Source organism: Aeromicrobium sp. (assembly GCF_036676885.1).
Taxonomy (GTDB): Bacteria; Actinomycetota; Actinomycetes; order Propionibacteriales; family Nocardioidaceae; genus Aeromicrobium.
Map to the genome: position 1 here is coordinate 1 of NZ_JAKFCB010000184.1, position 24,601 is coordinate 24,601.

Here is a 24,601-nt window from a genome sequence, read left to right on the forward strand (position 1 = left end):
AAGGGGTTGGGGAAGTTGCTCACGCCCGTGATGATCTCGGAGGTGATGCCGGTGCCGGCGCTCGCGGCCAGCGGCGACCAGGTCGAGGCCACGCCGGCGCCGCTGATCGCGCGGACCCGGTAGTTGAAGAACTGGCTCGGCTTGCGGGGACCCTCGCCCGCGAAGCTCGGATCGCCCACGTTATAGGTGGTCAGCCGCGAGGGGATGACGTTGATCGTGCGCCAGATCACCGTCTCCGACAGGCTCTTGGGGTCGCCGCCTCGCTCCTGGACCTCGTAGGCGGCCACGCCCGAGACGGGCTGCTGGGACGCGGCCCACTTGACCGCGTAGGTCGGCTTGCCCTGCTCGAGCGGGATCGCCGCACCCGGCGTCGTCGGGGCCGAGGGATCGACGCGGTAAACCCACATGGGCTGGGGCGGAGACGCGGCGCCCTGCGCGGAGATGAACTGGGCGAAAAGGATGGCGCCGGCGTCGGAGACGAGCTCGCCGCTGGTGTGGATGATCGGCGCCGAGCCGCGCAGGCCGCGGCCGTTGAACGGGGCCGGGTCGCCGTCCTGGAAGATGACCTCGAACGTGTTGGACGTCGGGCCCCGCTTGACGCGCATGATCTCCGAGCCGACGTAGACCAAGCCCGTTCCGTCGGTCTTGCCCAGCAGGCCGGTGTTGCTCACGACGGTGAAGAACGTCGTCTCCTGGGTCAGGACCTGGGTCAGCCGCGTGACGTTGGGAATCTCGAGCACAAGGTTCGTGAGCGTGGCGCCGGTGATCGGAGCGCTGTCCGCCAGCACCCCGAAGGAGGCGGCGGAGAGGCCGGCGACGTCGACGGCCGTGACCGACGACCACTTGTGCGTGATGCCGATCGGATCATCGTAGAATCTCCCGGCCGCGACCTGGTAGTACCCCGACGTGCCCGTGATGGGCAGGTTGAAGGAGAGCGAGCCGGCGCTCTTGGCCCAGGCCGAGGGCGACAGGCCCTGGCCGGGGTCGGGCGCCGTCTTGGCGAGGTTGCCCTGGTCGGCGATGTCGAGGCCGATGCGGAACGAGGGCTTGTTCGAGCCCGGGGAGAAGATCACGAGGTCGACGATGCCGTCCTTGTTGATGTCGACGTCGAGTATGCCCGTGCCGGTCAGGTCGGTCGAAGGGTTGCCGTCTCCGAGCAGGGAGACCTGGGTCGGGCGCGTGCTCTCGCCGACCTTGAAATTATCGGGCAAGCCGTCGCCGTTGACGTCGATGAGCGGCGGCGCGCCGGCGCAGTTCGCCGGCCAGGGCAGGCCGTTCTGGCAGATCCACTTCGACTGGTCGGGCCGGGGGGTGGCGGTGGCGTCGTAGCAGATGTTGTTGCGCGGGTTGACCGGGTCCTTGCCGTTGTTGCAGCCCAGCAGGGCGAACGCCGGGTAGCCGACGGCTTCGCCCGGCACGCCCGTGCCGGCGCGCGTCATGATGATCGGGGCCACGGTGGAGCTGACCGACACGCCGGGCACCGTCAGCAACGCGACCAGGAACTCCTTGGACTCGAGCGGCGGGCGGCGCAGCGGGTCCGGAGCGGCGGTCAGCGGCGCGCCGCCCGGATCGATCAGGTCGGTGAAATTCTCGAGCTTGAAGCCGGCGGTCTGGTTCAAGGTCGAGTTGCCGGCCCGGTCGACGAAGCCCACGTCGGCGCTGAGGAACATGACCGCGGTCTTGGTCGTCACGCGCAGGAAGGGGATCGAGTTGTGGACGAGCGGGACGAGGGCGACGCCGTTGGAGAACGCGCCCGCGCTCGAGACCGAGAGATCTCCGATCAGCGCGTCGGTGGCCGGGGTGAAGACGCGGTCGCCGTTGTCGAGCCAGAACTTGATCCGGGACACGGCGCCGTCGCCGATGCCGACCCCCAGGGGAGTCGTGGACACGAACGTGCCGGTCTGCTTGACGCGGATCGCGGCGACGTTGACGAAGTCCGAGCTCGTCTGCATGTTCAGCTGCAGGATCGGCACGTTCCCGTCGCCCTGGCCGGCGCCGGCGGGCGCCAGGGAGAAGCCGTCGACGGCGAGCGTGATCGGGCTGATCGGAACGTTGCCGCCGACGTACGGATAGGACGTCGAGCCGGTGCCGAGGGGGTTGATGCGCGAGATCCCGGTCAGCATCTGCGCTTCCGCGTTGTCGCCGCGGGGCAGGCCGATCCACGAGGGGTCGCGGATCGTCACGTTGACCAGGTCGTTCTGGATGGCGGAGTCGCCGATGTCGTAGGCCGCGAAGAAGGCCTGCGCGGTCGGCCCGACGAGCTGGTCGGCGTTGAAGGTGACGACGGTCTGCACGTTCGCGTCGGCGTTCTGATCGAAGAGATCGACCTTCTTGACCGTCGTGCCGACCGACATGGTAAGCCGCGGCGTCAGCGCCAGGCCGAGGGAGTCGCCGCGCGAGGTCACGAGCACGCAGGGCTTGCCCGTGACGTCGTCGACGCCGGGCACGACGGCGGCCTGGCAGCCGGGGCCGGAGTAGGTCATCAGCTCGGCGCCGTTGAGCCAGAGCCGCCCGCCGGTCATGACGTTGGAATTGTCCAGCGGGAAGCCCTTCGTCGAGGCCACGACCAGGTCGAACGGCGGCACCGTCGTGCTCGAGACCGCGACGGCCAGGGTCGTGTTGGCCTCCGAGATGTTGACGTCGTTGACGTCCAGGACGTCGTCTTGATTGATATCCTTGAAGATGCGGACGAACTTGACGTCGGTGTTGCGGCCGAGGGGCTTGGCTGGATCCTGCGAGCCGCCGCCGCGCTCCAGGCGCAGCGAGCGCCAGGGCGCCAGCGCGATATCGGTCGTCATGCTGAAGCGCAGCAGCGACACGTTGGTCTGGGCCTGGGTGACCCCGCGTATGCCGGACGCGATGTCGTTGACGCCGAGGGTCACCCGCGAGAGGACCTTGGTGACTACCAGCAGCGGGTTGGAGGTGAAGCTCGCCGCCGGCAGGAACACCGTGTTGGGGACCTGGGCCGTGAAGTACGAGGAGTCGAGCAGGGCGACGCCGAGGCCGTTGCCCTCGGCGGCGAACTGGGAAACGTCGTAGGTCAGGAAAAAGTCGGTCGGCGTCGTGCTGACGACGATCGGCTTCTTCAGGGTGATGTTGACCGTGCCGGAGCTGAACGTCTCGTTGCCGAACGAGAGCAGGTAGGGACGGTCGCCGAGGGCGGTCACGGTCGAGTCGGCGGAGTCAAAGACCGCGTTGGCGTTCGAGTCCGCCCAGACCTTGAGGATCGTGACGTCGCTGTCGAGCGAGCCCGGCGAGCCCGTCCGCGTGAAGCGGAGCTTCTGGACGAGCGCGGTGTTGCGGTCGGTGCGCATGTTCATGCGCAGCATCGGCACGTTCTTGTCGTTCTGCTTGGCCGTGTTGCCCGAGATCTGGTCGAAGGTGACCGTGACCTGGTTGACGGTCGGCCCGATGACGAAGGTCGGGCTGGCGATCGGGGCGGTGCCGACGAACACCGTGTTGTGGCCGGCGAGCGTCGGGGTCAGCTTGAAGCGATCCGGGTCCAGCACCGAGACGCCGACGACCTCGTTGGGCGGCGACAGCGTCGGATGGGAGAACTTCGCCGCCGGGGAGACGTCGAACGCCACGTACAGCGTCGTCGGCGTCGACGTGACGATCATGTAGCCCGGCGAGCCGATGTTCGGGTCGTTGATCGGGATCGTCGTGCGTCCCGTGGTGTCCGGGGGCGCGCCGAAGACCGCCTCGCCGAGCGGGATGTCGCCGGCGTTGATGCCGGTGACGGGGTCGCGCTTGAATATCCCGTCGATGGATTTATAGACGCGCACGGCCCTCAGGTCGGGGTCGTCGCCGTTGAGGCCCGTCGGCAGGCTGCGGTTGAAGCGGATCTCCGAGAGCTGCACCTGGAAGGCCTGCGTCCAGACGTCGAGGCGCACCGCCGCGACGTTGTTGTCGCCCTGGTTGATCGTCGGCGACAGGACCGCCCCCGTCGAGTGAGCGGCCGGCAAGGTGTTCAGCGCGCCGCGCTCGACGTTGAGGATCGCGGGCACCGCGGCGTTGAAGGCGGTGTAGCCGATGATCTCCCCGTCGATCAGGGCGTAGGCGGTAGCACCCGACGGGGGCGCGGGCAGGCCCGCGGTCGAGGTCAGGATCCACGACGACTCGACCGTGCCGGCGGGCAGGCTCAGGACGGGGCTCGTCAGCAGGGGCGCTTGGAAGGTGCCGCTGCTGGTGCTGAAGTAGGGCGTCGCCCGGACGAACATCGTCTGGGGCGCGGCGACGATGTCGCGGTGCTTCGAGTAGAACGGCAGCGGCGAGACGGGATCGTAAACGTTGGGCAGCGCCACGGCGTTCTGGAACACGTTGTCGTTGATGGGATCGTTGGTCGGCAGGGAGCTGGCGAGTATGCCCACGCCCAGCGAGCGCGGCTTCTGGGTGAGCGGGTCCGTCGGCAGCGCCCCCTGCGAGACCCGGTAGGCCACGAAGTAGCGCTGCGGCTGGGAGGCCAGCGCGGCGGTCACGATGGTGCGGGGAGGGTTGAGGACGATCTGCGAGACCAGCGGCAGGCCCTGGTAGTTGCCGAAGGTGCCGGTGCCTACGAGGATGTCCCCGCTCGGGGGGTTGAACAGGCCGTCGTTGTTGGCGTCGTACCACAGTTGGGCCTCGTCGATATCGCCGGCGACCGAGCCGCCCGACGTCGCGGTGCCCGTCGCGAAGACGAGGAGCCAGCGCCACGGGGCGTCGGCGACGTCGGTCTGCATGAGGATCGAGGCGACCGCCACCGTGCTCTTCTGCTGCGCGAACGGGCCGATCGGGCCGTCGAACGTGTTCGAGGAGGTCACGCGCACGAAGTCGGCGTACTCCGTCACGCGCGAGACGAACGACGCCGACCGCCCGCCGGCGGTGGGCAAGGCGACGTTGAGCGCGGAGATGGTCTTGGGATCGCGTATTTGGATGTAGGTGGTGTTCGGGATCGCCAGGCCGATGTTCGCCTGGGTGGACACGGTCGCCAGCGGGTGCATGTCGTAGGTCACGAAGTAGTCGAGCTTCACCGTCTCGACGACCTGGCCGCCGCCGCCGACGAGCGCCTGGATCGGGATGCGCGCGGGCCCCGACAGGACGGTGCCCGTCGAGTAGGACTTCGCGGTCGTGCCCTCCTGGCCGCGCAGGCAGTCCAAATAGATGCCGTTCGTCTGGTCCAGGCCGCGGCACAGAACGACCTCCTTGAGCGCCTCGTCGGTCTGGTCGTCGTTGAGCACGAGGCGGCTGACCTGATCGTTGGGGAACGGGTTGTCGTCGGGGAACATCCCTCCGATCCCGGCGACGAAGATGCTCGTGTCGCCGGGTGCCACGGCCGTCGAGATGAGGGCGGTCGGGAAGATGTGCAAGGTCGAGTTCTGCGGGCTGACCTGGGTGTCGGTCGAGGTCGACAGCAGGCCGTCGCCGTCGCGGTCGAGCCACACGCGGATGTTGGTCACGTCCCGGGCCTTGTTGGCCGAGACCGCGCCGTTGTTGACCCCCGAGGGCAGCCAGCGGTCGAGCTTCAGCCCCGTCCACTCCGCCGCGCCGGAGTTGACGCGCAGGGTCATCTTGGCGATGGGCTGATTCTTGTCGTTCTGGCCGACCTTGGAAGGAATGGCGTCGGTCTGGGTGCTGCCCACGACGCCCTGGCGGTTCCAATCGGTGAGCACGACCTGGTCCGGGGTGGCGATGACCGGGATGTCGGTCGAGGTGAACTGCGTGAAGCTGGTGTTGATCACGCCGTTGCCCGACAGCGGGACGATCTGGGAGTTGGTGATCTGAAGTCCGTGCCGGTCTCCCGGCGCGGCCGACGCGGCGATGTCGAGGGCCACGAAATAGGTCTTCGTCGAGGTGAAGATCGTCCCGTTCATCCCGGTGGGATCGTTGATGGTCAGGGAGACCTGGCCCGTCTCGCCGCCCGGGAAGGACGCCTCGGCGACCTGCTTGTCGATGGAGAAGTTGAACACGCCGTCGCCCGGCGTCGTGATCTGGTTGGGCTGGGTGTCCAGGTACAGGCGGACCTTGCTGATGTGCAGGTCCTTGCCGCCGCCCTGATGCGAAAAGGTCAGCTTGGAGATCACGCCGGAGAAGGCGTCGGTCCACATGTCGAGGCGGGCGACGCCGACGTTGGTCACGCCCTGGTTGACGTAGGGATAGGACGACAAGGTCAAAGACGGAGGCTGCCACCACGCGTTGATGTCGGAGGCCGCGACGTTGATGCGCGCCGGCTGGCGCTCGACCGAGGACGTCGCCGTGAAGATGGCGAAGTTGTCGGCGGAGATGCGGACCTGGAGGCCCGGCGCCAAAGTGATGTTCGAAGGATCCTGGAGGCGCAGGCCGAAGCTCGCCGGCAGCTCGTTGGGCGCGTAGCCGAACGTCGAGAGGCGCACGGTCAGGAAGAAGTTCCGGTTCGTGTTGTTGATCACGGTGTTGACGGGGTCGAGCACCTCGAGCGCGGTCTGCCCGAAGGCGGCGCTGCCGAAGAACCACGTGCCCGAGCCGTCGTACGCCCCGGTCGACAGCAGCACGTCGCCGGAAGGCGGGGCGTCGAAGCGGCCGTTGGCGTTGGCGTCGAACCACAGGCCGAGCTCGGTCACCTTGAGGTTGTCGAAGTTGCCCTCCGAGCGGCTCTGCACGCGCATGGAGCTCAGCGACGAGGCCAGCGCCGAGGCCTGCGTCGCGGCGACCTGCATCGACAGGCGCAGCATCGCGATTGGATCCGGCGACTCGGTCGGGACGTTGCCGTCGCCCTGGTTCAGGGTCTTCTTGGTGACGCCCGCGGCGATCTTGTCCGACGGAATCGGGCCGGCGGGAGGCGGGTTGGATTCGGGCGCGATGTCCTTGGGCGTCACGACGATGCCGACCAGCTCCACGTCCCCGTCGGAGCGCAGCGCCACGTTCGCGGGCAGGCCCGTGCGGGAGGCATCGTCGGTGAAGCCGTACAGCGCGGGGTTGTAGTAGTCGCTCGCGCGGACCTTGAGAACCTCCTGGACGATGTCGGTGACGCTGAGGTTGGTGAAGACGCCCTGCTCGGCGGGCGTGAAGATGTGATAGGTCGCGTTCGCGATCGGGTCGCGCAGCGTGACCGTCGTCGTCGAGCCGGAGCTGCCGAAGTTGACGACCCCGGCGTAGTAGTTCCCGTTCTGGGGGTCGCCCGCCGCGATGTTGCCGAACTGGTCGCGCACCTTGACGACGACCGTGCCGGGATTGGTGACCGGCAGCGGGTTCGCGGGAACGTAGGGGTGATGGAGCGTCATGTAGGACGCGGGGCCGGGCGTGATCGAATGCACCTGGGAGATCGGGGCGAACACGTCGTTGCCGCCGAGCAGGGCCTGGGCCTGCAGGGTCGCGCCGCCGACGAGCGTATCCCAGAGGTACATCGGCGCCTGGGAAAGCGCCGCGCCGCCGGGGATGGGCACGTCGAGCGACAGGGAGTTGAGGTTGCGCCAGCCGGACGGCGCCGTCGCGACGATGACCGCGGTCGGGTCCACGCCGCCGAAGGTCGTGAGGCCCGGGCTCGTGTAGCGCAAGGTGAAGGTCGCCGTCGAAGTCGTGACGTTGCCGAAGACGTCGCGCAGTTCGGCGGCCACGACGGTGTTCGTCGGCACGCCGAGCTGGTACTCGATCGTCGTGCCGGCGATCAGGCGGCGCGGCGGGTTGAACCAGCCGATCTGCGCCGGCGCGCCGGGCAGGACGGTGTAGCTCGCGCGGCCGACGTTCCAGGTCGGATAGGTGATGCCGACGGCGGAGAGCTCGTGCGTCGCGCCGACGGTCAGCAGGGTATCGATCAGGTAGAAGCTCGTCGCGGATTGGTTGACGAGCAGGTAGGCCACCGCCGAGGTGCTGATGAAGTTTCCGGGCGTCGGGGTCGAGAACGCGATCTGGCCCGCGGAGTCGGACTCCAGCCGCACCTGGACATAGCCCAGGCCGAGGTCCTGTCCGGGCCGCACCGGCGAGGCGTTGCCGTAATAGTCGCGGGACTCGAGCACGAACGCCTGGGACGTGGCCCCCGCCTGCAGGGCCTGGCCGGCGCCCGTCGAGACGGCGAGGCCGTCGATGCCGTCGGGCAGGATGGATACCGACTGGTTCGAGCCGAGCAGTCCGGGAACGGCGAGCGCCAGCGCCGGCGAGCCCGGCAGCGGATAGCCGCTCGACGCCGTCGTGTCCATGTAATAGAAGGTCGCCTGATAAGATCCGATCGGGATGTCCACGGTGGTCGTCGAGGCGAGGAACGAGGGCGCGGCGACGCGCGAGCCCGCGAAGGAATCGCTCGAGCGCGAGAAGGCCGCGTAGTCGTTGAGGAACGAGGGCTGGCGCGAGGTCGTCGACAAGGTCACGACCAGGGGCGCGGTCGTCACGGCGGGGTTGGCGAAGAGGTCCTGGAGCTGCGGCCGGAAGATGCCTGGATTGTTGGAGAAGTCGACCACGCGCCCGGCGACCAAGGTCTGCACCGGGCTGCCGAAGGCCACCGTCTTGATGACGTCGGGGTCCACGCGCAGGGCGTGCGTGGCCTTGACCGCCACGCCGACCTTGATCTGGATCGACCACCGGCCCGGGCGGCCCCCCTCCGCGGTGTTCGAGGAAGGGCTCAGGCCCGAGTACGAGCTCATCCGGTCGTGATAGCGGAACACGGTCTCCGCGCCGGTGAAGCCGGGGTTGATCGAGAAGCCGGTGATGAACTGCGTGTTCGCGTTGTCGCGGAAGCCGTAGTCGCCGATGTTGCCGAACAGGCCCAGGCTGTAGCCGCGCGTGGTGTGCGGCGCCGTCTCGGCGATGGCCAGCGAGATCGGCGTCGTGCCGAAGCGCGTGACGTTGCCGAAGTCGTCGAGGCGCTGGATCACGTACGGGCCGCCCGCGCCGGACACCTCGTTGATGCCGACCGTCACCGCGGTCGGGGTGCTGACGAACGCGATCTGGCTGGCCGGTCCGCCCACGGTCAGGATCGTCCCGGAGATGTCCTTCTGCGCCGCGATGAAGCCGCCCAGCGCCCCGGGCGCGGTCATGGTGCCGATCCAGATGCGCGCCGAGTCGCCCGCGGTCGAGGAGACGAAGTAGCGTATCGACGTGCTGATGCCGACCTGCCCGAGCGAGTCGCTGACGACCGTCGTCGAGAAGCCCACGTCCACCCCTCCGATCGCGAGGCGACCCGACGCGCCGACCACCGAGACGACCTCGACGTACACGGTCTGGGTCGAGGTGATCGGGTTGTCGAACGCGTCGGTGAGCTGGCCGGTGATCGCCAGCGAGCCGGGCGCGCTCGGCACCAAGGTCCCGGCGTCCTGCTCGACGTCGGCCGTCGGCGTGACCTTGATCGAGTCCGGGGCGGACGGCGAGACGTTGATGATCGGGCGTATCGAATCGCCGCCCATCTCGCTGTGCAGGCCCGCGTTCAGGGTCTCATGCGCCTCGACCCAGCGCGCGCCCGCCTTCTTCAGGGCGAGGAAGCCGGGCAGGGACTTGGAGCCCTGGTCGACCGCCGAGGAGAACAGCACGCTCGACGGGGAGAAGACCGGGTCCTGGTTGCCGCCGAAGATCTCGCCCTTGAAGCTGACGTCGGTGAGGTAGGCGTTGGGGCCGGTGGACAGGACGTTGTCGTACTGGTCGTGGGCGCTCAGCACGCCGTTGAAGGTCACGCCCGCGACGGCGCTCGCCGGCAGGCCCGACCAGACGAGGTGGTTGGCCGGCCCGGGGTGCACGGGGAACGCCGCCGAGGCCCGGGAGGAGAAGGTCACCGCGGAGGCCGCCGTCGTCGTCGCGACGACGGTGTAGGCGGTCGCCGCCCGCAGCGGCGAGAAGTTGAACTGGCGGTTGCCCAGGATCAAAGCGGCCGCCGGCGGCACGCCCGCCGCCGTGTCGAAGGGATAGGACAGCTGCACGGTCGGCATCACGGCCGGGGGATTGGTGTCCTGGGCCGGGCCGGCGGCGATGTCGGTGACCGGGTTGTAAAATTGGTCGACGAGCCAGACGTCGGCGGTCATCGCGGGCGAGGTCACGACGTATTGGTTCGGCGCGCCGTCCTTGCCGGCCAGGCCCTCGGCGGGCAGCAAGGTGCGGCAGACGATGCTCGGCTGGAAGTCGCACTTGCCGGGCCTCTGGGTCTCGCCGGGCAAGGTCACCTGCAGGCGCGTCGCCGTCGACGCGAAGACGCGGAAAGGGATCGAGGCCGCCGCGGGCGCCGCGGCGAGGCAGACGTTCGAGGGCGCGTTGCCCGTGCAGACCTGATCGGGCACGCTGTCCTGCGGGGCGACCAGCACGGTGGCCCCGGCGGTCTTCGTCACGAAGGTCAGGCCCACGGGCAAGGTGCCGCCGATCAGGGCCGAGGTGGACGGGTCGATGTCGTACTGGTCGTTGGTATTAAGGTATACGAGCGGCCGCGCCCCGGCCGGCGAGACGTTCATGTAGCGGTCGACGAGATTGACCGTCCCGGGCATCGGCGTGCCCGCCGTCGGCGTTGAGATCACGCCCGAGAAGCCGCCGTTGGGATAGTCGCCCGAGCCGGGGACCGCGGTCTGGCCCGCGAGCAGCAGCTGCAGGCCGATCGGCGGCGCCGGAAGCACGGTGAAGGTGGAGGATTGAGGATCGTCCGAGAGCCCGGACGCGCCGAAGTCCGAGGCGGCGAGATAATGGCCCGTCGCCGCGCGGCGCAGGCTCACCGTCATCGGCGCCGTGAAGCCCGCCCCGACGTTGATGGCGGCGGTGGACACCGCGGGGGCATAGGGGTCGGTCGGGGCCGTCACGAGCACGTCGGCCGGGCGGCCGGGGACGAGGTTGAAGAAGCTGTCGACCACGCCGACCTGAACGTCGAAGTCCGCGCCCGCCGTCTGAGAGACCGGCGTCCCCCCTTTGCCCGTGGGAGAGCCCTGGCTGAAGGACTCTCCGGGCAAAACCGCCAGCAGGCGCGACGGCGTGCCGGCCAGGACCGTGATCGCCGTCGAGCTGTCCTTGGACACCGTGGGCAAGGACAGCGGGTCGACCATCTCGGCGCGCAGGATGGTGGCACCCGCGCGCTTGAGCGTGACCGCGTAGGTGGCCGAGGTCGTGATCACCTGGGTCGTCGGGACGATCACCGCGAACGGGTCGTCGGCGACGAGGCGGATCTGCTGGGTGACGCCGGGCGTCAGGTTCCAGAACGCGTCGGTGAGGTCCACCGTCGCGTTGAACACGAAGCCCGCCTGCGCCGTGTGGACCGGGCCCGAGCGGCCGTTCGTCGTCGAGCCGGGCACGCGGGACTCGGCGGGCGTCAGCACGCGCAGGCGCGTCGCGTTGTTGGCGAGCAAAGTGAAGCCGGCGGAGACGCCGTTCGTCGGCAGGGGGTCCGTGCCGCCCCCGCCGTCGGCCGCGGTCAGCGCGCGCGTGCCGGCCGTGCGCAGCAGTATGCTCGGCACGGACGCCGCGCCCGAGTTCATCGCGAAGGAGCCGACGTTCGGCGCGAACGGGTCGTCGGCGGTGACGGTGATCGCGGGCTTGTCGACCGTGGCGACCACGTTGTAGCGCGAGTCGGTCGCGTACACGGTCGCCGGGAAGAACACCCCCGCCGTCGACTGCGTCGGGATGCCCGTGACGCCGAAGGGTGCCGCGGTCTTGCCCGGCGCCAGGGTCTGCCCGTTCAGAGCGATGATCATGCGGTCGGGCGTCCCGGGGACGACCGTGATGGTCGACACGGTCTGGCCGGTCAGCGCGGGGATGACCACGTCGTTGTCCACGCCGGAGACGACGAGGTTGCCGGTGGCGGCGCTCGGCAGGAACCCGGCGAAGATCGTCTGGCCCAGGGCCAGGGACTGCGGCGCGGGAATGTTCGCGTAAGGATCGTTGGCGGAAAGCAGGACCTGGCGTCCGTCGTTGGCGCGATTGTTGTAGAGGTCGACCGCGCGCAAGGTCACGCTGTAAGAGCCGCCCGCCGTCAAGGTGTTGGGCGCGCCGGTCTTTCCGCTGAGCGTGCCCTCGGCGTAGGTTTCGCCGGGCATCTGCACCAGCAGCGAGAGAGGCGCGTTGGCGTTTACCGAGATATTCGAAACCGTGTCGGTGCTGTAGAAGGTTCCGGTCAGGTTCGTGTCGATCGCGCGCAGCTGCAGCCCGGCGCCGCGCGTGACCGGGATGAAGGAGAACGTCGTCGTGCCCGCGTTCAAGGTGCGCTGGAAGGGGCTCGGCGACAGCCCGCGCAGCTGGATGTTCGGGTCGGTCATGAAGTCGAGCTGGGCCAACGGCATCGTCACGCTCGCGATCAGCGGCATGAAGGGCGTGGTCGCCTTCACGACGTTGTAGTAGTCGTCGACGAGGTTGATGGTGATCGTCGTCGTCACGCCCGCCGTCAGGGTCGCGGGCGTCGAGACCCCGCGGCCGCCCGTCGTCGGGTCGGCCGTATAGGGCGACTTGCCCGGGGCCGGCGTCTGGCCCTCGACGAGCATCTGAAGCTTCACGGGCGGGGCCCACCAGACCCTCGCGGGCGCCGGCGTGTAATACACGGAGGTCGCGCCCGGCAAGGACGCGGACTGGACGGTGAAGCTCTGCGTGCCGGCGACGACCGGCATGAAGACGAAGGTGGTGGCACCCGCCTGCAGGGTCTGGCTCTGCGAGCCCGTAAACGAGTCGGTCCAGATCCGCGCCGTCACCGGCAGGGCCACGGAAGCGTCGCCGTTGTAGAAGGCGTCCACCGCGTACACGCGCAGGGAGATCGTCGAGCCGGCCTGGACCTCGTCCTGGGGGCCGAAGGATTTGCCGAACGGCGCCTCGGAGAACTTGCCCTGCACCCGGACCTCGTTGGGCAGCAGCGCCAGCAGGCGGTCGGCCGGCTGGCCGACGACGACGACCCGCGTCGCCGGGTTGGCCGGGTTCGGGGTCACGCCCGAGCCGGTGGACGTGACCACGTGGCCGACCGGGTCCGCCGTCACGAACACGCGGCTGAAGCTGACCGAGCCGGGCACGACGAGGTATTGGTCGGGGCTCACCGTCGCGTTGTTGACGTCCCCGTCGGTCACATAGACGACCGTCGACGAGTCCGAGTCCAGGTTGTAGAAGTCGTCCGTGATCTGCGCGCAGTAGGTGACCGTCTGACCCGCGGTGCGCGTGCGCGGCGTCCCGGAGCGGCCCTCGGAGCCGACGGTGACGACGCCCGGCGCCGGCTGCTGGCCGGCCGGGTCGCAGTCCGCGATCAGCTGCACGCGCGTGCCGACCTTGCGCAGGGCGGTCAGGTTCACGACGCCGAACAGCCCCGAGTTGTCGGTCTGCTCGACGCGCAGCAGGCGCGGGCCGGCCTTGCGCATGCGGAGCGTGAAGTTGTGCGTGCCGTTGTCGCCGCCGGTGCCGGTCGTGAAGGGGTAGTTCGCCGGCAGGCCGCGCAGGTCGTTCTGGGGATCGCTGGGGAGGTCCAGCGGGGTCTCCGGCCCGGCCGCGCCGTCGATCAGGAACTTCACCGTCTGGCTGAAGCTCGACGCGACGCCGCCCGTGCCGCCGGGGCCGTCGCGCGCGGTCACGGTGACCGTGACGTCGTTGCCGACGGTGCTCGGGTTGGAGGAGATGACGATCGAGAAGCTCTGCGCGATGCCCGAGACGAAGAAGCGCGGGCCGCTCTGGATCACGCTCTGCACGTTGCCGGCGTTGTCGGTCACGCGGACCCAGGAGACGTAGGGGTCGCCGCGCACCCAGCAGGGGTCGGTCGGGATCGGGCGCGGGCAGGTCAGGCCGTCGTACTGCCAGTTGCCGAACGCGTCGGTAAACGTCGCGGGGACGAAGATCGGGCCGCCGGCGCTCGCGACCCAGGTCGAGCCGTTCCAGAAGAAGCCGGTGGCGTCGTAGCCGCCGAACGACACGGGCCCGCCGCCGATCAAAGGCACGGTGTCGCGGAACACGACGATGTCCACCGCGCCCTGATGCCAGCCGAGCGAGGGCACCACGCCCGACCCGTTGCCGGCGTTCGGGTCGCTCGCGCCGCCGATGAGGATCTTCGTGTCCTCGTACGTCGTCAGGTTCAAGGGGTTGGTGACGCTCGAGTCCGGGGCATCGAGGTCGAACAGGAAGCGCGAGGACCCGAGGACGTTTTGAATATTGCCGACGTTGTCGGTCGCCGACGACTTCACGACGTAGTGGCGTTGGGTAGTGAAGGACAGGGAGCCGTTGGAGAAGGTCCATGAGGAAGGAAACAGGTTGGCCGGAAGGATCGGCAGCCACACCTCGGGGACGGAGGTGAAGGTGGCGCCGTTGAAGTAGCGCGCCGCCGTCTCGTCGTAGATCGACAGCGCCACGGAGGCGACCGTGCCGACGTCCTCGGAGTGCGTCCCGGACAAGGTGACCAAGGAGCGGTAGGCCGCGCCGTCGATCGGCGCGATGGGCGCCGAGACGGGAGGCACGTTGTCGAAGCGGAACGTGCGAGTCGAGTAGACGACCTGGCTGTTGCCGGCGCCGTCGAGCGCCGAGGTGACGATGTGGAAGAGCTTGCCGTTGCCGCCGTCGTGCGTGCCCTCCTTCCAGGCGTAGTTAAGGGAGCCGGGATTGTTGAAGTCCGGGTTCTGCGTCGAGTTGTAGGCCCACGGGTTGACCGTGGCCGCGGGGCCGACCGAGCCGGCGATGGACGCGAAGCCGGGGTCCCCGGGCGACCAGTGCGGGACCGCCGGGCTCCAGTAGTAGGTCGTGGGCCCCGTGACGTACCACATCTTGATGCCGACGTCGGTGATCGGGGAGGTGTTGTCCGTCGAGGTGCCGCCGATGACCGCCATCGTCGAGTAGGTCACGCCGTTGGCCGGCGGGTACAGCACGGAGGAGCCGGGCCGCGTCGCGTCGAAGCTGAAGGTCGAGGAGGCGGTCGTGTAGTTGCCGGCGGCGTCGAGCGCCTGGGTCTCGACGCGCAGGCCGTTGTCGCGGTCGGGCCAGGCCACGGCGGACGCGTCGTAGCGCCAGGTGAAGACGCCCGACACCGGCGTCGAGTCGATAGCCGTGTTCCACAGATCGGGGAAGCCGGCGAAGGCCGAGGTCACCCAGCCGGTGCCGTCGACCCAGTACTGGTTGAGCGGGAGGTCGTAGATGCGCACGCGCGGGAAGGTCACGTTGAACGCCCCGGGCGCCTGGTCCTCGGCGGTGCCGCTGATCGTCGGCAAGGCCTTGTATCGCCCGCCGTTCAGCGGCAGGACGTTGGCGACGGCCGGCGAGGACACGTCGAAGCGGAAGGTATTCGCCGTCGTCGCCGTCTGCGTGTTCGCCGCGAGGTCGAAGGCCCGCGCCGAGATCTCATAGGCCAGGCCGTCCTCGAGGCCTCCGGGCAGGTTGCTCGCCGGGGGCAGTTGGGTGTTCTTGGTCCAGACCGCGCCGGCCGTCGGGGTCAGCCACGATGATTCGGTGGCGCAGTTGGTGCCCCACGCGCCGCCGCTCCAGCAGTCCCCGGCGACGACGCGCTTGATCTGTATCTGGGTGCCGCCCACGCCCGAGGCCGAGGCGCCGGGGTCGCTCGCCGCGCCGGTCACGCTCGGCAGGGTCCTGCCGTAGGAGGCGTTCGCGGGCAGGACCACGGTCGCCGCGGGCTTGGTCGTGTCCCACTTGATCGTGCTCGCGGGCGCCGTCTGCTCGAGGCCGGCGTTGTTGATCGCCTTGACGAAGAGGTTGTAGTTGCGTCCCGAGGAGGGAGCGGGCGTGGGCGGCGTCGCGGTGAAGGTGTAGCTCGGCGCCGCGCCGGCGAGCACCGTCGGCGTCCACTTCGGCGTCACGGAGGAGAAGGTCGAGAACGCCGGGTCCCAATACATGAGCGTGTCGGCTTCCTGATAGGCGATGGAGGCGCCGGTGACGCCGAAATTGTCCGACGCGGTGCCCGAGAGCGAGAAGGGGGCGGAGAGGTTGCCGCCGGGGGCGGGCAAGGACGGGGGCACGAGTATGGCCGCGCTCGGCAGGTTGGTGTTGTAAGTGAAGGTGATCGAGGAGATCGCCGCGGGCGCGGTGTAGTTGCCCGACGGCGTCGCGTTGTCGCGCGCGCGCACCCAGATCTTGTAGCCGAACTGGCTCGTCAGCGGCGGGGCGTTGACCTCCCAGAACGTCGAGGGCTCGGAGAACAGGCCGCCGCGGTCGCCGCCCGTGATCGGGTAGTAGATCGGGCAGCCGGCGAGCGTGAAGGTGCCGCCGGCGATCGTGCCGTTCCAGCAACCGTCGTTGGGGCCGTTTTCCGCGATCGCGATCTCGATCTGGCCCGCGGTCGAGACGCCCGCCAGGACGTCGCTCGCCGTGCCGCGGATCTTCGAGAGCGTTGAGATCACGGAGCCGGCGCCCGGCGCCGTGAAGCCCGCCACGGCTCCAACCAGGTCCACGGTGAAGGTCGAGGACTTCACGGGGTCGTTGAAGGCCTCGGCGTTGCCTATCGAGGTCGCGTCATCGACGCCGGAGAGGGTCATGAAGTAGGAGACGCCGCTTTGCAGGCCGCTCGGAAGATTGCTGGCCGGCGGCATGTTCGCGGTCATGGTCCAGCTGGTCTGGTGGACCTGCAGGCCCTCGGAGGTCGTCATCTCCGTCGGCAGGCCCGTCCAGCCCGCGCCCGCCCAGTACTGACCATCGGCCAGGCGGACGATGCGCAGGCGTATGTTGGAGACGGCGCCGCCGTTGCCCAGAGGCAGGTCGTGGGCCGTGCCCGAGACCATGGGCAAGGCCGAGACCGTGGAGAACTTGACGGGCAGGAGCACGTCCGTGTACGGCGCCACCTGGTCGAAGATCGTGATCCCGGTGGAGTAGGTCGTCGAGTAAGTCCCGGCCTGGTTCAGGGCGCGCGCCTCGACCCGATAAGACTCGCCGCTCACGAAGGGCAGGCCGCTCGACAGGGTCCAGTTGGTCCACAGCGGGTTGGAGACCGAGGCCGCGTCGAACCAGGCCAGCTCCGCCTGGGTCGCGGGGTCGAGATCGAAGGGATGGGCGCCGGGCGCCGGGTTGGAATACTTGTTGATGCCCGTCTGACGCACGACGCGCACTTGGACCTTGGCCAAGGAGGTCGGGATGGCGTCGCCGGCCGTGCCCGCGAGCGTCGACAGGTCGCTGCGGCGCGGCGTGGAGGGCACCGTGACCGCGACCGAGGGGGTCGCGGTGTTGTAGGTGAAGGAGTTGGAACTGGTCCCGTTGACGAACACCTCCTGGGTGTTGCCCGCGTTGTCCCGGGCGCGCGCGATCACGTTGTAGCTCTCGCCGGTGGTGTAAGGGTTCGGGGTGGGCGTAAACGACCAGGAGGCCGGCAGGCCGGAGGCCGGGATGAAGTTCGGGCAGGGCACGGTGAAGCCCCCGCCGAACACGTAGCACAGGTCCGCGCCGAGGCGCTCGATGGACACCGAGACGGTCGAAACGTTGGTCGCCGCGAGCGGGCCCGCGCCGTCGGGGTCGGGATCGCTCGAGCCGCCGGTGATCGCGAAGTTGCCGGTCCTGAAGCCCCCGTCGACCGGGATCGCGATCGTCGCCGTCGGGCTCGAGGAGTCGAAGCGGAAGTTGAAGTCCTGGTCGCGCTGGTTGCCGGCCCTATCAATTGTACGAGCGCGAAGCGAGTACAGCTGGCCGTCGACGAGCGTCGGATACGCCCAGCCCCACTGGTCGGGCGCGCCGAGGGTATAAGCGCTCGTCGTCATGAACACCGGCGAGCCGGAGGTGAAGGCGGAGACCCCGTCGTACCAGCTGCCCAGGCCCGCGCCGGAGGAGATGGCCAGCTTCAGGCTCGAGATGCCCGCCGGAGCGTCGGTCGCCGTGCCGGAGATATTGGCGAGCTGCGGGCCGAGCGCGCCCGCCGCCGGGATCGTCACCCCGGCCGTGGACGCGTCGGTGTCGAACCGGAACGCCGCCGAGGAGAGCGCGGTCTGGATGTTCGTCGCGATGTCGGTGGCCGAGGAGCGCAGGACGTACTCCTGGGCGTGCACCCACGGCTGGGCGGGGAAGGCGAAGGACCAGGCGCCGACCGTGCCCTGGGCGCCGAACCAGGCCGGGCAGGGGAGGTTGAAGGCGTTGGCCGCGGGGTTGTAGCACTGTCCGCCGGCGGAGTCGAGCACGGAGAGCGAGACCGTGTCGACCGCGACGTTGTCGAACGAGCTGCCGTTGAACGAGGGCATCGAGTTGGCGAAGGAGCTGTCCTTCGGGCCGATGATGCCCGCCAGCGGCGGCGTATTGTCGAAGGTGAAGGTCGAGCCGCGCGGCGAGTTCCAGGGCTCGGTGCTCGACCCTCCGCCCGCGTTGTCGACGCCGGCGACGGTCAGGTAGTAGGACACCCCCGAAATCAGGTCGGCGGGGCCCACGGGCGGTATGTTGCCCGACACGAAGTTCCAGGAGGACGGATGCACCACGACGCCCTGGCCGACGCCGAGGTCGACGATGCCCGAGCTCCAGTTGCCGACCGAGAATCCGTCCCAGTACTTGCCGTCGCTGAGCCGCTGCAGGCGGGCGAACATCTTGGCGACCGTGCCGGGGTTGCCCGCGGGGAAATCGGCGGCCGTGCCGGTGATCGCGGGCAGGGTCTTGATCACCGAGCCGTTGGCCGGGACCGAGACGCCGGACTCCGGCGCGAGTATGTCGTAGACGATGGTGCGGCTCGAATACGGCACCGACCAGGTGCCGGCCTGGTTCTGCGAGCGGGCGACGATGGTGTAGGTGCTGCCGTTGAGGAAAGGCACGTTGCTCGACACCGACCAGTTCGTCCAATCCACCGCAAAGGTCGCGTCGAACCAGGCCACGTCGCCGTCGATCTCGTTGAAGGGAAGCGCGGGCGAGGCGGGGTTGGCGTACACGTTGCTGTCGTTGAGGACGCGCAGCTGCACCTTGCTGACCGTGTTGGGCGCGGTGGCCGACGCCGTGCCCGCCATCACCGCGAACGGGGCGGTCAGCCTCTGGCGCTGCGGCGCGCCGGAGGGCGTCATGACCGCGACGCCGGGCTTGGTCGAGTCATAGGCGAAGTTGATGGGCGCGCCCGGGGCCTCGGTGTTGCCGGTCGCCGCCCCCAACGCCTTGTCCTCGGCGAAGACGATCAAGGTGTAGCTCAGGCCGTCCTGCCAGGTCAAGGTCGAGACGAGCGAGGTGAACGCCCAGGAGTTGGTGCCCGAGGAGTAGGCCGCGGTGCTCTGGGCCACGGCCACGGTCCAGGTGCTGGTCAGGTGGTTCCAATAGAAGTTGTTGTCCGTGCGCTTGAGCTCGATCTTGACCGTCTTGATTCCTACCCCATTCGCGCCGAAGGGATCGAGCGTGGCGCCCGTCAAGGTCGGCGGGACGGCCAGGAACGCGCCGGCCGTCGGGAAGCTGATCGAGGACACGGGCGAGGACCGGTCGATGTTGAACTGCGTGAGTTGGGAGGGCGTCTCGCGCACCGCCGCGAAGTTGATGCCCGTCGCCCTCAACGTAAACGTCGTGTTGTTGACGAGCGACCAGTCGGGCAGCGTCTCGCCGCCGGGCGGGTAGGTCCAGTTGCCGGCGCTCGGCGTGACGGAGCGGGTGTTCGTGCCGTCGTCGACGAGGCAGGGCACCCAGTTAAAGCCCGCGCCTCCGCCCCAGCACTCCCCGGTGTCGAGGCGCTTGAGCTGAAGCTCGACGGTGGAGGTCACGGCGTTGGCCGTGCCCGCCAGCGAGGGCAGGTTGTTGTAGTACTGCAGGCTCGAGGGGGCCGAGATCGCCGTGACCGAGGGCGGCGGCAGGAAGCGCACCCGGCTGTAGGCCGGCTCGCCCGGGGCCGGCAGCGGCGAGGCGTTGCCCGCCCGGTCGGTGGCGCTCGAGTTGATGATGTAGAACGCGCCCACGGCCAGGTTCGGATTGATCGCGGCGGAGGCGAACTGCCACTCGACGCCCGGTGTCCAGGTCGTCGGGTTCCAGACCGCCGAGCCCGGGGTCCAGCTGTTGCTTTGCGCGTTCCAGTACCACCCGGGGAAGGAACCGGGCTGAGTATTGCCGGGGTCGCTGAGTATGCTGACGTAGACCGAGCGCACGTCCGAGGAGGACTCGTTGACTTTGAAGTCCACGGCGGTGCCGGTGATCGAGGCCAAGGACGTGGTGTCGAGGCCGTCGGGCGGGGTCGTGATGCCCGACGTCGGCGGCGTGCCGTCGAAGGTGATCGTCGCGCGCCCCGTGACGTAGTTCGGGAAGACGCCCGTGTTGCCCGCCAGGTCGGCCGCGAGCACGCGCACCGCGTACAGGCGGCCGTTGGGCGAGGCGTCGCCGCGCACCCAGTCCGTTGGAACCGCGGTCAAGGTCCAGGAGCTGGCGTTGACGACCGCCGTCGTGCTGATCGCCCCCGCCTGCCAGGCCAGGCCGTCCCAGAAGCGCAGGCCGCCCGGGATGGCGTGCGCGGGGCTCGCCAGGTCGGAGACGTCCTCGATCTGCACCCGCACGATGTTGATGCCCGAGGCGACGAGGCCGCCCGTCAAGGGCTCGTTGAAGGTTCCCGAGGACAGCACCAAGGTCGTCGTGCTGATGTAGCTCGCGTTCAGCGGGTTGAGGAACGCCGCCGAGGGCGTCGAGCGGTCCAAGACGAAGGTCGTCGTGGAGTACGCCGTCTCCGTGAAGCCGAGCAGGTCTTTCGCGCGGGCGATCATCTCGTAGCGGTAGCCGTCCTCGAAGTTCTGCTCGTCGATCGAGGCGGACTGGCTCTGGAACGTCCGCACCGTCTGAGGGGCCCCGCCGAGGGTCGTCGGCAGGATGAAGCCCGGGTCCGCAAGCTGCCATCCCGGCCCGCCGTTCCAATAGCGGCGGGTGCCGACCGAGTCGATCTGCGCCGCCTTCAGCTTCACTTCCAGGACCCCCGCGCCCTTGGGGCTGTTGGACACCTGGTCGTCGGCGGTGCCGAGGATAGGGGCCACGCCTCCGGTCAGGGCGGTATTGTTGCCTGGGAAGGTGAAGCCCGAGACCGGGGCGAAGAAGTCCACGTGCAGGGACTTGCCCGTGCCCGTCAACGGCTCCGCCGAGCCGCGGTTGTCGTTGCCCGCGCCGTCGATGCCGCGCGCGAAGAACTCGAAGGTGCGCGGCACCACTTCGAGGGCGAAAGCGGCGGCCAGGGCCGGGTCCGTGTAGGTCCAGGAGGAGACGTGGATCGCCGCGGGCCGCCAGCTCGCGGCGGGGTTGTAGGAGACGAAGCCGGCCCCGTCCCAGAACGCGCCCAGCCGGTCGCGCACGGCGAGCAGGATTTGAAGCCCGGCCGCCGAGGTCGTCTCGGAGTACGTGCCCGAGGACAGCACGAAGCCGGTCGCGTAGGATTGGTCGACCGGCGTCACGATCGTGGTCGTCGGCGCGAACGCGTCGAACCTGAAGGTTTTGGTGACTTGGGCCTCGACGTTGCCTGACTTGTCCGTCGCGCGCAGGTCGACGGTGTACTGCTCGCCGTCGCTCCAGCCGGGCAAGGTGTCCCCCGCCGGGTTCGACGGCGGGTAGGTCCAGGAGGCCGGGTCGGCGGTGGTCGTGGACACGGTCCGGAAGGCCGGCGCCGGGTTGAAGGCGCCGCCCTGCCAGGACTCGTTGGCCTCGTTGCGGATCGAGATCTCGACCTTCGTCAGGCCGCTCTTGGATTCATTCGCGGGGAAGTTCACCCAGTCGAGCGCCGTGCCGGACAGGGGCGTTCCCTGCCACGACAACGGATAGAACGCCTGCCCCGGGACGGCGATCGTCGTCGAGGGCTTGTTGACGTCGTACTTGAAGCTCACCGGCAGGCCGAAGCCGGAGTCGTTGCCCGCCACGTCGACGGCCTTGGCGCGAAGCTGATACGACTTGTTCTCGATCCACGGGGGTGCGGCGTAGGTCCACGGGTTCGTCGAGGTCGCGGGCACGAAGCTCGAGACCGACACCCAGGCGCCGCCGTCCCAGTAGAGGTTGGGCGTGTCGGAGACGTCCTTGATCTCGAGGTCGACCCGGAACACGCCGGCGGGCGAGTCGTTGGACGTGCCGCGCAAGGTGACGAGCGGCCGCGCCGTGCCGTAGTTCGGGAAGGCGGCCATCGGCGTCGAGACGACGACGTTCGGGCCCACCCGGTCGAGGACGAACTGCGAGGTCGTCGGGACCTCGAGGTTTCCCGCGTTGTCGAGGGCGTGGATCGCGATGCCGTACGCGGTGCCGTCGGCCTGCGTGATCGTCGGAGCCTGGTAGCCGAACAGCGCGCCGGGGAAGGTCCAGGCCACGACCCCCGTCGAGCCCGTGACCTGGACCGGCAGCTGGGTCGGGATATCGGGTAGGCCGGTGTTCCAGGCGTTGCCGTTCCAATAGACGCTGCTGCCCCCCACCACGTACCAGACGCGCAGGTAGTAGGTGTTGGCCAAAGACAGATCCGAGTTCGAGGTGCCGCCGATCGAGTTCAGGTTCTGGATGAAGCCGGTGCCGGGCGGGTCCGTGACGACCGACACGGGCGCCGTGTCGTCCACGGTGAAGTCGACGAGGCTCACGTTCTGCACGAAAGCCGTCGCCAGGTTGCCGACGACGGCGCCGGCCGAGTCGCGGGCGCGGTCGCGGGCGCGCGTCTGCGCGTGGAACACCATGTCGCCCGGAGGCGTCCAGTCCGCGCCGGTGAACAAGGTCGACCAGGTCGCCGTGCCGGTGGTGACCGGCTGCCAGCAGCCGGGGGTCGCGCAGGCCGTCAGCTCGACGGTCGTCGAGGAGAACTTGGTGCCGTTGAAATTGACGGCGCCCGTATAGTAATAGCTCGTCGGGCCGAGCACGTACCAGATCAGGTTCTCGACGGACTTGACGGCGTCGTTGTCCGGGTACAGGGCCGCCTCGGCGTCGGCGGACGTGCCGGTCAGCGCCGAGCCGCCGTTGAGCTGGCTTGAGCGGTAGGAGACGCCCTGCAGGGGCTTGGTGAAGGCGGCGGCCGGCGCGATTTTGTCGACATTAAGCGTTCGGCTCGACAGAGGCGCCGTGAACAAGGTCTGGACGTTGCCGGCGAAGTCCACCGCGCGCGCGGTGATCGTATACGCCTTGCCCGAGGAGAGCAGGCCGGTCAGCGCGCCGTTCGAATAGCTCCACGGGTTCACGCCGGTCGCCGTGAAGAAGCTCGGACAGGAGACGTTGAACACCGAGCCCACGTTGTTCCAGCAGATGTCGTTGTGCGGCTCGCGGATCTGCAGCTCGACGCGCTCCACGTCGGAGAACTTGTTGTTGGCGTTGGAGCCGCCCGGGTCGAACGAGGTGCCCGAGATCGTGGTGAGGTTGAGGTACACCTGTCCCGAGGACGGCTGGCTCAGGAGGCCGACGGGAGGAGAGGTGTCGTAGACGAAGGTGAAGGCCGCCATCTGGGCCTCGACGGTCGTGTCGTTTCCGCCCTTGTCCGAGGTATGCGCGAAAAGGGTGTAGTCCTCGCCGTCCAGGAGCTTGGCGCCGGCGATCGTGGTCGTGCTCCAGGAATAGGGGCCGCTCCCGGAGAAGTTCGCGGCTTCGATCGACATTTCGGACACGCCGGGGGCGAAGGCCGTTCCGTTCCAGTATTCACCCGTCACGGAGTTCTTCAGGCGCACCTTCACGTTGGCGGCGGTGACCGAGGGCGGGTTGGTGTTGGTCGAGTCAGCCGAGGTGCCGGCGATCGTCGGCAGGGAGTTCAGGCAGGCGTTGGAGCCCGCGCAAGCGGCGATGGCGGGGCTGGTGAAGGCGGACAGCGGAGCCGTCTTGTCGAAGATGAAGGTGCGGGTGAACGGCACGCCGAGCAGGCCCGCGGCGTTGACCGGGGTGACGGTCAGGCTGTAGGAGGCGTTGTCGACCGTGTACGGCGAGGACAGCGGCAGGACCCAGGTCTGAGGGCTGCCGGCGGTGACGTTGACCGGGGAATAGGTCGCCACGTCGTTGGTCCAGGAGGCCGTCCCCTCATGCCAGTAGCTCGTCGGCGTGGTCAGGCGCTGGAACGCCACGCGCACGCCCGCGGTCGCGCGCAGGTTCTGGCCCGTGCCGATGATGTTGTTGACCCCCCCCGCCGTGACGGGGCTGTAATGCTTGAGGTCCGGGGCGATGGGCTGGGTCAGGACCAGGCTCGGCTCCGGCGCCTGAAGGAAGAACTCGATGTCGGCGCTCCCGTGGGCCGCCTCGACGTTGCCCGCCTGGTCCACCGCGCGCGCGGTGACGGTGAAGCTCGAGGAGTTGGCGAAGCCCGTCGTCGTCGCGTCGTAGGTCCAGCCGTAGGTCTCGCCGGAGATGAGGGCGCCGATCACGCCCGAAGAGAGCTCCACCGGCGTCCCCTGCCAGGCGACGCCGTTCCAGTAGCTGCCGATGTTGGGGCCGCTGACCGCGAATATGCTCAGGCGCACGCCGGCCAGCTGGCCCGGGCCGTCGTCGCGCGCCGTCCCGTAGATCGCGCTGATGCCGCTGTTGAAGCCCACGGGAGCCGTGGCCAGGGACACCGGGGGCGCCGCGTCGTAGATGAAGGTGTTCGTCGACGTGACGATGTCGAGGTTGCCGGCCTGGTCCTGGGCGCGCACCACCGCCCGGTACACCTTCGTCGAGGTCAGCTTGCCGGCCGGCAGCGGGAAAGTCCACGTGCCGCTCGACGCGCCGTCGAAGGCGGCGGGCAGCCAGACCGGGCTCGCGGAGGCGAAGTTCGAGCCGTCCCACCAGTTCGTCGAGACGACGACCTCGGCTAAGGCGACAGTAACACCGTTACCCGCCAGGCCGGACTCGTACTGGCGCGAGGGGTTGAACAAGGCGGGCTGGTGCACGACGAAGCGGTCCTCGGCCGTGC

At 69.1% G+C, this 24,601-nt stretch carries 1 protein-coding gene (cut by a window edge); it reads right to left on the reverse strand.

What is annotated here, in order from left to right:
* On the reverse strand, positions 1–24,601 hold part of the coding region annotated (locus tag V6M46_RS08795) for a hypothetical protein (RefSeq protein ID WP_332663846.1) (this coding region is incomplete at its 3' end). The annotated region continues 8,287 nt past the right edge of the window; 24,601 of 32,888 annotated nt are visible.